The 13,877-nt window shown below is 76.0% G+C and carries 12 protein-coding genes; 6 read left to right on the top strand and 6 right to left on the bottom strand.

Annotated elements, in window-relative coordinates; all coding sequences use genetic code 11:
• The first annotated feature begins 191 nt into the window (after positions 1 to 191).
• Positions 192 to 581 (top strand): CBS domain-containing protein, encoded by a 390-nt coding sequence (locus IEY75_RS13360; RefSeq protein ID WP_189114639.1) that lies wholly within the window; start codon positions 192 to 194, stop codon positions 579 to 581.
• A 35-nt stretch (positions 582 to 616) separates the two neighbouring features.
• Here IEY75_RS13360 and IEY75_RS13355 read toward each other — a convergent pair whose 3' ends face one another.
• From IEY75_RS13355 to IEY75_RS13330, 6 genes are all read right to left on the bottom strand, one after another.
• Complete coding sequence (locus IEY75_RS13355; RefSeq protein WP_189114638.1) at positions 617 to 2,629, bottom strand: hypothetical protein; 2,013 nt, start codon at positions 2,627 to 2,629, stop codon at positions 617 to 619.
• 145 nt (positions 2,630 to 2,774) lie between these two features.
• Positions 2,775 to 4,316 carry a lipopolysaccharide biosynthesis protein gene (locus IEY75_RS13350; RefSeq protein WP_229789649.1) on the bottom strand — a complete coding sequence of 514 codons (1,542 nt, stop codon included), beginning with the start codon at positions 4,314 to 4,316 and terminating at the stop codon, positions 2,775 to 2,777.
• Complete coding sequence (locus IEY75_RS13345; RefSeq protein WP_189114637.1) at positions 4,304 to 5,161, bottom strand: sulfotransferase; 858 nt, start codon at positions 5,159 to 5,161, stop codon at positions 4,304 to 4,306. The genes IEY75_RS13350 and IEY75_RS13345 overlap by 13 nt, the downstream gene beginning before the upstream one ends.
• Complete coding sequence (locus IEY75_RS13340; protein ID WP_189114636.1) at positions 5,158 to 6,345, bottom strand: hypothetical protein; 1,188 nt, start codon at positions 6,343 to 6,345, stop codon at positions 5,158 to 5,160. The genes IEY75_RS13345 and IEY75_RS13340 overlap by 4 nt, the downstream gene beginning before the upstream one ends.
• The gene (locus tag IEY75_RS13335) at positions 6,342 to 7,727 is read right to left on the bottom strand and encodes an O-antigen ligase family protein (RefSeq protein ID WP_189114635.1); all 1,386 of its coding nucleotides are present in this window, start codon (positions 7,725 to 7,727) and stop codon (positions 6,342 to 6,344) included. Before IEY75_RS13335 ends, IEY75_RS13340 begins: the two co-directional genes overlap by 4 nt.
• Positions 7,728 to 7,764: 37 nt before the next feature.
• A complete protein-coding gene (locus IEY75_RS13330; RefSeq protein ID WP_189114634.1) occupies positions 7,765 to 9,513 on the bottom strand; it encodes a Wzz/FepE/Etk N-terminal domain-containing protein in 1,749 nt (582 codons plus the stop codon).
• Between the two features lie 98 nt (positions 9,514 to 9,611).
• Here IEY75_RS13330 and IEY75_RS13325 point away from each other — a divergent pair, with 98 nt between their 5' ends.
• The 5 genes from IEY75_RS13325 (at position 9,612) to IEY75_RS13305 (ending at position 13,606) form a co-directional block, all read left to right on the top strand.
• Complete coding sequence (locus IEY75_RS13325) at positions 9,612 to 10,550, top strand: hypothetical protein (protein ID WP_189114633.1); 939 nt, start codon at positions 9,612 to 9,614, stop codon at positions 10,548 to 10,550.
• 134 nt (positions 10,551 to 10,684) lie between these two features.
• Positions 10,685 to 11,161, top strand: a complete 477-nt coding sequence (locus IEY75_RS13320) for a glycosyltransferase family protein (RefSeq protein WP_189114632.1) — start codon at positions 10,685 to 10,687, stop codon at positions 11,159 to 11,161.
• The gene (locus IEY75_RS13315) at positions 11,158 to 11,766 is read left to right on the top strand and encodes a glycosyltransferase (protein WP_189114631.1); all 609 of its coding nucleotides are present in this window, start codon (positions 11,158 to 11,160) and stop codon (positions 11,764 to 11,766) included. Before IEY75_RS13320 ends, IEY75_RS13315 begins: the two co-directional genes overlap by 4 nt.
• Positions 11,763 to 12,692 (top strand): sulfotransferase family protein, encoded by a 930-nt coding sequence (locus tag IEY75_RS13310; protein ID WP_229789648.1) that lies wholly within the window; start codon positions 11,763 to 11,765, stop codon positions 12,690 to 12,692. The genes IEY75_RS13315 and IEY75_RS13310 overlap by 4 nt, the downstream gene beginning before the upstream one ends.
• Positions 12,689 to 13,606, top strand: a complete 918-nt coding sequence (locus tag IEY75_RS13305; RefSeq protein ID WP_189114630.1) for a glycosyltransferase family 2 protein — start codon at positions 12,689 to 12,691, stop codon at positions 13,604 to 13,606. The genes IEY75_RS13310 and IEY75_RS13305 overlap by 4 nt, the downstream gene beginning before the upstream one ends.
• The last annotated feature ends 271 nt before the right edge of the window (positions 13,607 to 13,877 follow it).

Genomic DNA, 13,877 nt, shown 5'->3' with positions numbered 1-13,877 from the left:
TGGTCCCTTCGACGTGGCGGTCCGGTGATCCTATCCGTCGGGCCGGTCCCGACCCGGCCGGGCGGGGCGGCCGAACCGGGCACCCGGCCCCATACCGCGATCCACCCTCATAAGCGCCGGAAAAGTACAAGTCTTGAGACTTGCCACCCTGGCCGCCACGATGTCCGTACGGTGCGTAAGGGGTGATGGGAATGCATGTACGCGAAGCGATGGCTGCCCTGGTCCTGACGGTGGGCCCGGAGCACACGCTGCGACAGACGGCGACGCTGATGGCCGAGCGCAGGGTCGGCTCGGCGGTGGTGCTGGACCCGGACTCGGAGGGGGTCGGGATCATCACCGAGCGGGACGTGCTCATGGCCATCGGCCGGGGCCTCGACCCGGACACCGAGCGCACCGGCTCCCACCTGACATGGGACGTCGTCTACGCCGGCCCCGCCTGGACCGTGGAGGCCGCCGCCGCGGCGATGGTCCGCGGCGGCTTCCGGCACCTGGTGGTGCTGGACGGCAGCGAGGTCCTCGGGGTCATCTCGGTCCGGGACATCCTGCGGGTCTGGACCCAGGCGACGGACGCGGCGGCCTGAGCCGCCCCGCCGCGCCGCGGCGGGACAGCCCCGGGTCACGGGCCGACGAACGTCAGCGGTGACCGCCAGTCGGTGCCGTCGAGCTTCGGCCCGCTGACCGCGGTCGCCGGGCCGGTGGGGCCGACGCCGGCCGTCCAGGCTCGTCGCAGCAACGACCCGGTCGTCACGTAGGCGGCGTAGAAGTGGCCGCCCGCCACGAAGATCCCTGTCGTCGCCGCCAGGCCGGTCACCCCGGGCACCGTCTCCGGTACCGCGCCGACCGTGCCGCTGTCCGGGTCGAACCAGCGCCAGTACAGGCCGGGCCGGCCCGTCAGGGCGTAGTACAGCCGGCCGTCGGCGTAGAACATGCCGGACACCTGCGGCAGTTGCGCGTGGAACGACGTGGCCACTCCGGCGTAGGTCTGGCCCAGGTCCGGCTTGGACCCGGTGAGCACCGTGTCCCACTTCGGATCGTGGTACGGGTCCACCACCGCCGGCTCCCCGAGCGCCCGGCCGGAGAAGGCCCGCCGCCGCAGGGTGCCCCCCTCGCCGTAGAACAGGGTGCCGCCCACCCAGAACGCGCCGCGCGCGCGCCGCCAGTCGGCCGTGACGCCCGCCAGCTCCGCCGGCGGCCCGACCTGCCGGTCCCCGTCGTACTCCCGCACCCGGTGGGCGGCGCCGAACTGGTACACCCGGCCGGGCAGCGCGGCGACCGCCCGTGAGTGGACCGCCGCCGGCCCGAACGGCAGGAAGGCGATCCGTTCCCGCTGGTGCTCCTTGTTGCCCAGGTAGCGCGTGTCGCTGCCCAGCCACAGCCCGTCCCGCGTCAGGTGCATCTCGTCCACCCCGTACCCGCGCGGGTTGCGGCCCGGGTTCCACCGCTGCGGCAGGCCGCTGGCCGGGTCCAGCGCCGCGATGCTCGCCCGGCCCACCGCGCCGGGCTCCGCGACGTCCGCGCCGAGCGGGTTGTTCAGCCAGCGGAAGTGCCCGCCGACGAACACCGACGACCGGCCGACCGCGACGGACAGGAAGGTGTCGCCGCCGGAGTGGTTCGCCCACGTCGGCTGCTGGCCCGGACCGCGCCGGCCCGTCTCCCACCGCGTCACGCTGTCGCACAGGGTCCCCGGGAAGTGGGCGCCGGTGGTGACCACGACGAAGTAGCCGCCGTCCGGCGCGAAGGCGACGTCCCGGACCCAGTGGTCGAAGGCGTGGGCGTTGCAGGCCGGCGCGAACGCGTCGGTCCGCCAGTCCCGCACCCGGGCCGTTCGCGCGCCGAGGTCGAACCGGACGATCTGCCGGTGGGTCACCCCGTCCACCCGCCGGAAGTTGCCGATCACCACGAGGTGCCGGCGGTCCGGCGAGACCGCGAGATTCTCCACCCCGACCGGCGCGCGGGCGCCCGTGCCCGCGTAGTTGTGGTTGCCCGACAGCGCCGCCGTCAGGTAGTCGTCCAGCCGGCCCGTACGGGCGTCCAGCGAGGCCAGGCCCACCCGCCGGGCCACGCCCGCGCGGGTGAACGAGCCGCCCACCAGCAGCCGGTCGCCGACCAGCCGCAGGTCCTTGACCGCGCCGTTGAGGACGGGCGGCCGGAAGCCGGCGACGAGGCCGCCGTCCCGCACGCGCAGCAGCGCGAGCCGCGGCTGCCGCACGCCGTTGACCGTGGCGAAGCGCCCGGCGACGAACACCGTGCCGGGGATCGGACCCGCGGCGACCGCCCGGACCTCCCCGTTGACCACCGGGGCGAACGCCGGGTCGACGCGGCCGGTGGCCTTGGCGAAGGCGAGCAGGTGGCGGCGGGCGGCGGCCGTACCGCCGCCGGGGTCGCGGGCCTGGGTGAAGTCGCCGCCGACGACCACGGTGTCGCCGAGGTCCACGATCGCGTCCACCGCACCGTCGCGGACGTCCGGCGTACGCGCCGACGGCACCGTCGCCAGCATCCCGGTGTCGGGGTTGGCGGCGCGGGTCTCGGCCGACACCGCAGCCGCGGCGTCAGCCGGGCCGGGGCACCCGGCTACCGCCACCAGACCCATCACCAGCAGGCCGACCGCTCGATGGCACACCCGATTCACCGCATTCACCCCGACCGCTGGCCCGACTGTGGACGGACCCATCCTGACCGCAAACCCGCGGCCCGCTCCACCCTGGCGTCCGTTTCGTCGGATGTGACTTCGTCGATCATGCGGTCACCGACATCCCGTGCCCGCCCGGCGATGCTCAGGTGGTGGCGGGCGCCGCTCGGCGGAGGGCGCGCAGCGAGTCCAGGTGCAGGGGGCCGCGCCAGCGCCACGCCGCCGCCGCGTACGCCGCCGCGCCGACCGCGAGCGCCGCCGCCGCCGGCGCCGATCCCGCGCCCGCCACCGCGCGCACCGCCAGCGGCAGCACGCCGAAGCAGCTCATCGCCAGCCCGGCCGCGAGCCGGGTCCCCCGCCCGAAGGGGTGCAGCCCGCAGGCGCGGTGCAACTGGAGGAGCGGCACGAGATTGTTGAGCAGGATCGCCAGCGACCACGCGGCGGCGGCGCCGAGGATGCCGTGGGCGGGAATCCACCACAGGTTCGCCGCGATGTTGACGGTCCCTGCCGCCGCTGCGTTGTACAGCGTCCACGAGGTGCGCCCCGCCATCATCAGCACCGCGTCCACCATGCCGCATCCGGTGGCCACGAGCATCGTCAGCGCCAGCACCACGAGCACTGTCCGGCCCGCGGTGTAGCCGGGTCCGAACAGGGCGAGGACCGGTTCCGCGAGCAGGGCGCCGCCGAGGTACACCGGCCAGGACAGCAGCACGAGCCACCCCGTGGCCGCCTGGTACAGCGCCCCCGCCGCCGCCCGGTCGCCGGTGGCGAGGTGGGCCGCGAGGCGGTGCTGGACCGAGGTCGACAGGGCCTGCCCGGCCAGCTGGCCCACCACCAGGAAGCGGGTCGCCGCCGTGTAGACGGCGGCGTCCGCGACGCCGCGCAGCACCCCCACCAGGACGATGTCGAGGCGTTGGAGCATCACCTGGAGCAGGTTGGCCAGCGCCCGGGGGCCGGTGTACCGCCAGAACGGCCGCCACTGCCCGCGCCACGCCGACCCCGGACCGCCCGCCCCGCCGCCGGCCCGGCGCACCAGGACGGCGAGCCACACCGCGGCCGCGAGCGCCGCCGGCAGGGAGGGTGCCACCCACGCCAGCGGGAGCGCGGTACCGGCCGAGAGCCCCCATGCCGCCACCGCGGCGACCGCCGCGAGTTGCAGGGCGCTGCGCCCGAGGCGCTCGATCAACAGCAGCGGCCGCATGGCCCCGAAGCCACGGCAGGCGGCCAGCGCGAACTCGGCCGCCGCCGCGCACGGGACGAACGGCAACAGCACCCGGACAGCGGCCACCACCTCGTCGCGGGCCACGCCCGGCGAGTCGGCGAGCGTGTCGACCAGCCACGGCGCCGCCAGCCAGCCGAGAACGGCCACGAGGAGGCTCGCAGCGGCGACCGGCAGGAGCCCGGCGACCAGGACCGGCCGGATCTCCGGTGTCCGGCCCAGCGCCCGGTACCGGCTGACGAAGTAGACGGCCCCGACGTTGCTGCCCAGCACGGCCACCGCCGCGCCGACGAGAAACAGGCTGCTGGCCACAAAGAACAGGCCGGCCTCGGCCGGGGTCCAGGCCCGCGTCACGACGACGTGCAGGGCGACGCCGGCCAGGGCGGTGAGGGCGGCGCCGACGAGGTTGGCGACGGCGTGCCGGCCCGCCCCGCGGACGCCCGACCGCTCGGCCGTCACCGCCGCCACGACGGCACCCGGCCCCACCAGGTCGCGAGTCGCTCGTCGTACGGCCGGAAGTGCGCGTCGAGGCGCGCGCGCAGGTCCGCCGGCATCGGCGCGCGCGACCGGGCGTTGTGCCGGCCGAACCTGATGTCCGCGCCGGTCGCCAGGCCCAGGAAGTCGCAGACGCCGTCGAAGGCCGGCCGCGGGTCGGTGAAGAAGTCGTCGGCGTCCACCACGTGCAGCCGTTCCCGGCCGACCGCGGCGGCCAGCCGGGTGAGCTGCTCCACGTACCGCCCCCGGGCGAGGTACGCGTGGTGCTGGTGGCTGTGGTGGGCCGCCCGGGGGCCGGCGGCCAGGACCGCCGCGGCATCCGCGGTGCGGTCCGCCTCGGCCGCCAGCGCGTCGGCGAAGGGCAGGGTCTCGAAGCCGCGGGCCAGCTCGTGGGAGTGGGCCGAGTAGGCCCGCTCCACCGGGTCGCGCAGCAGTGCGAGCAGCCGGACGCCGGGCAGGTCCCGCGCGATCCGCGCGGCGGCGGCCGGGTGGAACATGTAGTACGGGCTGGACTCGCCGGTGAGCGCCGTGCCGCCGTGCCGCCGTGCCGCGGCCTCGGCCTGCCGGCGGGTGGGGAAGTGTCCGCGGTACCAGGCCCGCGGCCGGTGGTACCCGGTGTCGAAGTAGTGGGCGCCCTTGTGCCAGACGGCGGGCAGGACCGACGGGTGCTGCGCGAGCGTCTTGTACAGCGACGTCGTGCCGCACCGCTGCGCACCGACGATGAGGAAGCCGGGGTCGAGCCGGGACCCGGCGGTCCACCGCCCGTAGGTGCGCGTGGCCGTACGCAGCCCCTGGTACGCCCACTGCCTGACAGTCATCGCGACCGGCTCCTCTCCAGGTGTTCCTCGGCGGCCGGGACAAGCCAGGCGCCCACGTCGCCGACCGCGGACCCGGCCGCCCGCTGGCCGTCGGCGAGGTACCGGGCGGCGAGATCCACCAGGTACAGCAGGGCGATCAGCGCGGCCGGCGCCGGCTGGTCGAACTGCCGCAGGCACCCGGCGGCGTCGCGCAGCAGCCCCGCGGCCGCCCTCCAGGGCGCCACGCCCGCGGAGAAGTCCCGCTGGAGACGGTGGTGCAGCGCGTCGAAGCCGACGGGTACGTCCTCGGCGAACCGCTCCCAGTCCCACACCAGCACCCGGCCGTCCGCCAGCGCCAGGCCGTTCCCGCCGTTCCAGTCGCCGTGCCAGCAGCCGAACGCCGTCACCGGATCCTCCGCCCCGGCGCGGGCCAGCAGCGCGGCGAGCCGCGGGCGCTCGGGACGCGGCCCGAGCGCGGTGACACGGGCGGCCAGGCCGGCCGCGTACCCGCTGCCGCGCAGGCGCCCGCGGCGCACGCCGGCCGCCCGGGAGACCTCGACCATGGCGTCCCGGACCGCGGCGGCGGCCGCCGCCGGGGTCGCCGGCGGCAGGTGTACCGGCAGCGCCGACTGGACAAGCAGCTCCGCGCCCCGCCAGCGGCCGTGGTGCCGAAGGTGCGGGACGACGACCGGGCCGAGATCGAGGCCGGCCAGTCGGCGCAGGGCCGCCGCCTCGGCGGCGACGAGCCGGCAGGTGAGGGGGTCCACGCCCAGCTTGGCGTAGCCGGCCGGTGCACCGGCCGGGGTACGCAACTGGAGGACGGGCTTGCGGGTGGCGCGCGGCGGTCCGAGGTGGGCGGACAGGCGCACCTCGGACCCGCACACCGCGGCGAGGTGGCGGTCGAGCCCAACCCCCTGCGGGTCGCCGGGGTCGAGCCGGTACCGGAACGCGAGTCGCCCCAGGCCGACCCGGAACAGCGCCCCGACGGCGGCCTGGCGCAGCCGGGCTCTGCGGGTCGGCGGCACCAGGGACGCCCGGACCGCCGCCGCGGCCGCCCGGCCGGAGCCGGACACCAGGAGCCGCGGGTCGCGGACGCCTGGGACCACCACGTAGCCCGGTCCGCCCCGCCGCACCGCCGGCCGCGCGGGCGCCGGCCAGACCTGCGCGGCGAGCGTGTGCAGGTAGGAGGAGCGGGAGTCGGTCACGGGCGCACCTGCGCCCGGACCGGCCGGCGCGGCGTCGCCGCCCTGGCCAGGAGGCCGACCCCGATCATGACGAAGCCCAGGGTGGTCGGCAGCGAGTTGTAGGCGAACTGGAACCACAGCAGCAGCACGACGGTGGCGCTGGCGGCGATGCCCACGACCGATCTGTCCCGCCGGTACGCCCACAGCGCCCACAGGAAGAAGCCGTTGTAGCAGAGCAGGCCGACCCACCCCTGGCCCACGAGCAGGTTGCCGAACTGCCCGTCGGAGCCGATCTCGCGGTTGCCGCACTGGGCGCACCCGGGTCGCTTGCCGACGGCGATGGAGCGGTTGCTGCCCACGAGCGCCCGGTTGCCGCCGAAGCCCAGGATCGGCGAGGCGTTCGCCGCCTGGTACGCGCTGGCGGTCAGGGTGGCGCGGATCCGGTCGCTGTGGCCGTGGGCGATCCGGCCGCCGATCGTGTGGCCGAGCGGGGAGAGGGCGACCACGGCGGCCACGATCGCCGCGGCGCCGCCGAGGGTGACGAGGGCGCGCAGCCGTCCGCGGGCGCCCAGCCGGACGGCGACGTACACCGCGACCAGGCCCAGGCCCAGCCACAGGCCCCGGTTCAGCGACCCGATGACGGGGACGAGCGCCGCGCCGAGGACCGTCAGGCCGGCGAGCCGGCGCCAGCCCCGGGCCAGGATCAGCCAGCCGACGGCGAACCACACCAGCAGGACCGCCAGGTTCTCGCCCCAGGTGTTGGTGAAGTCGAACGGCGCCGCGGGCCGCGCGGACGCCGTCCCGCCGATGATCTCCTGGACCTGCGCGAACTCGATGAGCATGATGCGCTTGACGAACGGGTCGGCGGCGATGCCGGGCGGCAGCAGGTGCACCACGGGCGCCGCGAACCGCACCTTCGGCAGCAGCAGGCCGAGGAACCCGCCCAGGACGACCCAGACCGCCAGCAGGGCCAGCCACCGGATCAGCCGGCGGCGCGGCAGCTCCCGCTCGTCCAGGTTGTACACGTACAGCAGCAGAACGGTCACCGCCAGGTAGTTCAGCGTGCGGATCGTCCAGCCGATGTACCGCCCGGACCCGGCGGGCGGCAGGGTGCCCGGTGCGGTGAAGTCGAGCATCAGGACCGCCAGGACGACCCAGGCGAGCAGGATGAGCCAGATCCAGAAACCTGCCGGGACCGCGACGCGCCCGCGGCGCGCGAGCTGGGCCACCATGGGGACCGCCAGCACCACGAAGATCACCGGGGAGAGGCCGAGCACCCACCAGAGCGGGTACAGGGTCAGCAGCGCGGCCAGTGGCCACGCGCGCGGGAGGCGCAGTCGCGCGTGCGGGGGCGGAGCCGGGCGGGGCGCCGGCCGTCGGACCGGTACCACCGCCGCGGTCACCGGATGTCCGCCCCGCCGGACGGTCGCGCGGCGCAGGTCACCGGGCGCTTTCGCGGGGATCCGGGGCGGCCTGGCGGGGAACCGCCCGCCCGTTGGCCTGCATCCGCCCCGGGGCGGGCGGCGGTGCCACCTCGATCATCCGCGGCAGGATCATCGTCGAGTCGTCGGCCGGCCGGCGTGCCGGGCCAGCGCTGGCGGGCGTCGTGGGTACCGGCGCCGCCGCGACCGCGGGACGCCCGCGGCCGGGAAGCTGGGTCGGGGGCACCCGGCGCGGTACCACGCCGTCCGGGACGCGGGGGGCCAGCGCCAGCCCGGCGACCTCGACGCCCACCTGGTCGAACCGTGCGATCGCCCCGGCCACCTCCGTCCGTCTGGTCCGGCCGGACTCCGCCACCACGAGTACGGCGTCGACGTGGTTGGCGAGCGCCTGCGCCTCGACGCTGACCCGGGGCGAGGCCGCGTGGACCAGCACGTGGTCGAACCGGTCGGCGAGGGTGTCCAGCGTCTCGGCGAGCGCCGCCAGCGGGAGTTCGGCGACGGCGTCCAGTGCCCCCGGCAGCAGCACCCGCAGCGACGGCAGGTCCGTGACGGAGCTCAGGGCGGCGAGCGCCGGGGTGTCGCGGCGCAGGACGTCGGACAGGCCGGCCGCGGCGCCGCCGGGCGCGGCGACGTTGACCAGTGCCGAGTCGGCGGTGGCGCAGACGGCGACGACCTGCTGCCCCGTGCGGGCGTACGCCGCGGCGAGGTTGGCCACCACGAACGCCGCGGCGTGCCCGGTGGACGCGCCGGTGACCAGCACTGTGCGGCCCCGGCCCGCCGGGGGCGGCCCTGTCGTGGCCAGGACGTTGCGCAGCCGCCCGATCTCCGCCGCCAGCGGGTGGCCGGGAGCGACGATGCCGACGGCGTTCACCTGGCCGGGCGCCTCCATCAGGACCGCGGGAGCGAACCGCTCGGCCAGGTCGCGGCCGTGCCGCACGCGCCGGTCCAGGCGGTCGGCGAACGCCGCCAGGCACAGGCCCAGCAGGAGGCCGGCGCCGAGGCCGGAGACGAGGTACAGCATCGCGTTGGGGGCGCTGGGACTCTCCGGCAGGCGCGCCTCGGAGATGATGTCGCCGGGGTGTACGGCGCTGGCGACCAGGGGGCTGCGGCGTTCGTTCAGGCCGCGGAGCTGGTCGGTGAGCACGTTGCGGTCGGCGATCGCCCGCTCCCGTTCGGAGGACTCGTCCTTGGCGCGGGCGATCTGCCGGGCGATGCCGTCGAGGCGCTTGGTGACCGCGGCGATCTGGCCGTCGAGCGCCTTGCGCTCCTCGTCCATCCGCCGCCGGGCGTCGGTGCCGCGCAGATCCAGGTAGGCGGCGGCCAGCGCCCGCGACCCGGCCTGGGCCGCCTGGGCGGTCTCGGCGCCGTAGGTGATGTTGAGTACCTGGCTGTTGGGCGGGACGGTCACGCCAACGCGCCGGGACATCCGGTCGGCGCTGAGTGCGGTACCCAGCGCGCCCCGGGCCTTCTCGGCGACCACCAGCGAGCGGACCACCTGCGCCTCGGTGTCCAGATTGATCTTGTTCTGCACGGCGCCGTTCTTGTCCCCGGTCTCGACGGCGCGGACGACGACCTGGGTCGTGGCCTGGTACACCGGCGTCTGGACGGCCGCGGCGAGGTACCCGCCGGCCATTCCCAGCACGGCGCCCATCCCGATGATCCACCAGTGCCGCCGCAGCCAGCGCAGGTACGTGGCCAGATCCGGGCCGTCCGGCTCGGTGGGCTCCGGGTGGCGAGACACATTCATGGGGGTTTCGCTCCCTTTTGTCCCACAACCGCTTCGCGACGGTGGGTGCTCTCCACATCGGGCGCCGCTGGCGGTGACGACGGCCGATAATAGACGTCATGCGGTTCTGCTACCACATCCAGAACAACGCCCCCCGGCATCACGGCGCCCAGGACCGCGGTACCGCCGCGCACACCGGCGCCGCCGCCGCGCGACTGACCAGGCTCGTGCAGGTCATCAGGCGGTACAGCCCCACCAGCGTCGTCTACATCAGCCACGATGTCCATGGGCCGCCGCTGGACGAATCGGACCTTCGGGCACTACCCGACGTGACGGTCACCTACGACCTGCACCGGCCCGGCGACTACAGCGCGGTGGACCGGTACCTCCGCGGCGTCGACTGGCTCGCCCGGGAGGGGGTCAGCGTGGACTGGATCGTCAGCCTGACCGGCACCGACTACCCTCTGCTGCCACTCGCCCACGCGGAGGACGAGTTGGTGGCGTCCAGGGCGGACGCCGTGGTGGCCCACCGGGACCTGCGCGGCGCGGCGCGGCACACGCGCAGCGCCTACGGGTTCCGCCACCGCCGGCTCCCCTCGCCCGCGGCGGCGGCCGCCACGCTGCGGCCGCTCGAACTGGTCAACCGCCTGCAACCGCTGCTGCGCCTGCACACCGCCGACGGCCTGGCGGTGGGTTGGCGCACCCGCCCCCCGGCCGATCTGCGGCTGCGCACCGGCGGGCCGGGCGCCGCGCTGAGCTGGCGGGCGGCCCGTTTCGTCGCGGAATTCCTGAACGGCCGGCCGGACGTGGTGGCCTACTTCCGCGGCTGTCTGTCACCCGAGCGCGCGGTCCTGCCGACGCTGCTCTGCGGCGCCGCCGACCTGGCGGTCCGCGGTGACGACCTGCGGCACCGGCTCGGCGCGGGGCCGGCGACCGACGCCGCGGTGGCCGCGGCCGCCGCCAGCGGCGCGCACTTCGCCGGTCCGTTCGACCACCGGACGGATCCGGCGGTGCTGGACGGGCTCGACACCCGGCTCGCGCAGGCGGCCGAGCGGTAGGCCCATAGGGTACGGTCAATCGGCCGCGCGCGGGCGCCTGTCCACCCCGGATCCGGGTGCCCGACCGGTCGATCCGTCACGTCGGTCCGTCACGTCGACCCGTCACCGGGTCCGTCTGGCTGTGGAGGGGTCCCATGGCTGTACCGCCGCCGTCGGCCGACGCGCCGATCCTGCTCGTCGGCTCCAGCGGCGGCCACCTGGCCCAGCTCGTCGCCCTCCGGTCGTGGTACCGCGACCGCCCGCGCCACTGGGTCACCTTCGACACCCCGGACGCCCGCTCGCTGCTCGCCGACGAGGCAGTCACCTGGGCCTATCACCCCACTACCCGGAACCTCGGCAACCTCCTGCGCAACCTCCGCCTCGCCGCCCGCTTCCTGCGCCGCCAGGAGGTCGCCGCCGTCGTCACCACCGGTGCCGGGGTGGCCCTGCCGTTCGTCGCCCTGGCCCGGCTGCGCCGCGTGCCGACGATCTACATCGAGGTGTACGACCGGGTCGACACGCCCACGCTGACCGCGCGGCTGTGCCGCCCGTTCCTGTCGGCGATGCTGGTCCAGTGGGAGGAGCAGCAACGGCTGTACCCCCGCTCCACCGTCGTCGGACACCTCCTGTGAACGGCGACCCGGCGACCGCCGCCCCGGCGACGCGCGCCGCCGACATCCCGCGGCAGCGGCAGGGCGGCCGCACCGGCACGACCGTCCTCGCCGTCGTCGGCACCGACGTGCACCCGTTCGACCGACTCCTGGCCTGGCTGACCGACTGGCACCGCACCCGCCCCGCGGCCCCGACGATGATCGTCCAGTACGGACACAGCACCCCCCCGGCGCTGCCCGGCGGCGTACCCTTCCTCGACCACGCCGGCCTCCAGCGGGCCATGGCGACGGCGACCCTGGTCGTCAGCCACGGCGGCCCGGCCACCATCACCGAAGCCCGTCGCCACGGCCGCACCCCGATCGTGGTCCCCCGGGACCCCGCCCACGGCGAGCACGTGGACGACCACCAGCAGCGGTTCGGCCGCCGGCTCGCCGCCGCGGGCCTGGTCCGGCTCTGCGAGGACTCCGCGGCCCTGGCCGCCGCGCTGGACCTCGGCCTGGCCGACCCGACCGCCTTCGCCGTCGCTGCGGAGGCGGAGCCGGCCGTCCCGCCCGGCGTCGCCCGGGTGGGCGAGATCGTCGACGCCCTGATCGCCCGTCGGATGAGTCGACGGCGGCGCCGGTGAGCGGGCCGACCGTCCTGTTCGTCGGCGGACTCGGCCGCAGCGGCTCCACGCTGCTGGAGCTGCTGCTGACCGCGGGAGCCGACGTGTGCGCCGTCGGCGAGGTGGTCCACCTGTGGGAGCGCGGCCTGGTCGGCGGCGAATGCTGCGGGTGCGGGGCGCCGTTCCGCGAGTGCCCCTTCTGGACGGCCGTGGGCGACCGGGCGTTCGGCGGCTGGGCGGCGCTGGACGCGCCGACGGTCCTGGGCCTGAAGGCGGCGGTCGACCGCACCCGGCACCTGCCGTGGCTCGCCGCCCGCCGGCTGCCGCGCGTCCGGACCGCCACCGTCGCCCGGTACACCGGGCTCTACCAGCGGATCTACGCCGCCGCCGCCGACGTCACCGGTGCCCGGCTCGTCGTCGACTCCAGCAAGCACGCCTCGCTCGCCTTCGCGCTACGCTGGGCCGCCGACCTGGACCTGCGGGTCCTGCACCTCGTCCGGGACGCCCCTGCCGTGGCCCACTCGTGGGGTCGCCGGGTGCGGCGGCCGGAAATCACCGACCGCGTCGCCTACATGCCCGTGCTGTCCCCCGCCCGGGCCAGCGGGCGCTGGCTGGCCCAGAACGCGGCGTTCGACCTGCTGGCCCGGCGGCTGCCGGTCCACCGGCTGCGGTACGAGGACTTCGTCGCCGCCCCGGACGCGGCGCTGGCCGGCGTGCGCGCCTTCGCCGGGTTGCCGCCCGTGGCGCCCGACGGCCCGCCGACCGCCCCGCACAGCATCGCCGGCAACCCCCTGCGGTTCCGTACCGGCCCGCTGACGGTGCGCCGCGACGACACCTGGCGCGAGGACTACACCGGACGCCGCCGCTGGACGGTAGCCGCCAGTACCTGGCCGCTGCGCCTGCGCTACGGCTACCTGGGCCGCACCCCCGACGAGGAGCGCCGATGAGCACGGCCGGACGGGTCAGCGTGGTGGTCCCCACCAGGGACCGCCCGACACTGCTGCGCGCGGCGCTGGCCGCGCTGCGCGCCCAGCACCACCCCGGCGGCGTGGAGGTCCTCGTCGTCTTCGACCAGAGCGCCCCCGACGCGGCCCTGGCCGGCGGCGACGACCGGTACCGGGTGCGGGTCCTCGGCAACGACCGCACGCCCGGGCTGGCCGGCGCCCGCAACACCGGCATCCTCGCGGCCACCGGCGACCTGGTGGCCTTCTGCGACGACGACGACGTGTGGCTGCCCGGCAAGCTCGCCGCCCAGACGGCCGCCCTCGCCGCCGACCCGGGGGCGGAGCTGGTGTGCACCGGCATCCGCGTCCGGTACGCCGACCACACCACCGACCGGACCCTCGCCGACACCCGCGTGCCCCTCGCCGCCCTGCTGCGGGACAGGCTCACCACGCTGCACCCGTCGACGTTCCTGTTCCGCCGGGACGCACTGGTGGACGGCATCGGCCTGGTCGACGAGACCATCCCCGGCAGCTACGCCGAGGACTACGAACTCCTGCTGCGCGCCGCCCGCCGCACACCGGTGCGAAATCTCCCGACACCGCTGGTCGAGGTCCGGTGGCACGCGCAGTCGTTCTTCACCGCCCGGTGGCGGACGATCTCCGCGGCGCTGCGCTGGCTGCTCGACCGGTACCCGGAGTTCGACTCCGTGCCGCGCGGAACCGCGCGGCTGCGGGGGCAGATCGCGTTCGCCGAGGCGGCCGCCGGCAACCGCCGGGCCGCGCTCCGTTGGGCGGCCCGCACGGTGCGGGCCGCGGCCGCGGAGCCGCGGGCGTACTTGGCCCTTGCGGTCGCCTCGGGCGTGGTGGGCCCGGACCGGCTGCTCCGCCTTCTGCACCGCCGTGGTCGCGGGATCTAGCCCACCACCGTCCCCACCTGCACGAACATCGACCCGTCGGACAACGGACGTTGTTCGGCGATCTCAGCAGTATCGAACAACGGCGCACTCCCTTTCACTGAAGGTGTCAGCGCGACACCGCCACGTGATCGGGGGACCACTCATGCGTACCACTTCGGACGGCCGGCAGCCACCCGCCACCGCCACCGGCCGCCACGCACGCGGACGCGGCTGGGCCGGCGTGGGCTGATGGCAGACCGCGTCGATAGAGTCGGCGCGCGCCGCCGCGGGA

The sequence above is a fragment of the Pilimelia terevasa genome, assembly GCF_014647915.1.
Lineage (GTDB): Bacteria > Actinomycetota > Actinomycetes > Mycobacteriales > Micromonosporaceae > Pilimelia > Pilimelia terevasa.
The sequence above is the reverse complement of the archived record's forward strand: the minus strand, read 5'-3'. Positions and strand labels throughout refer to the sequence as shown.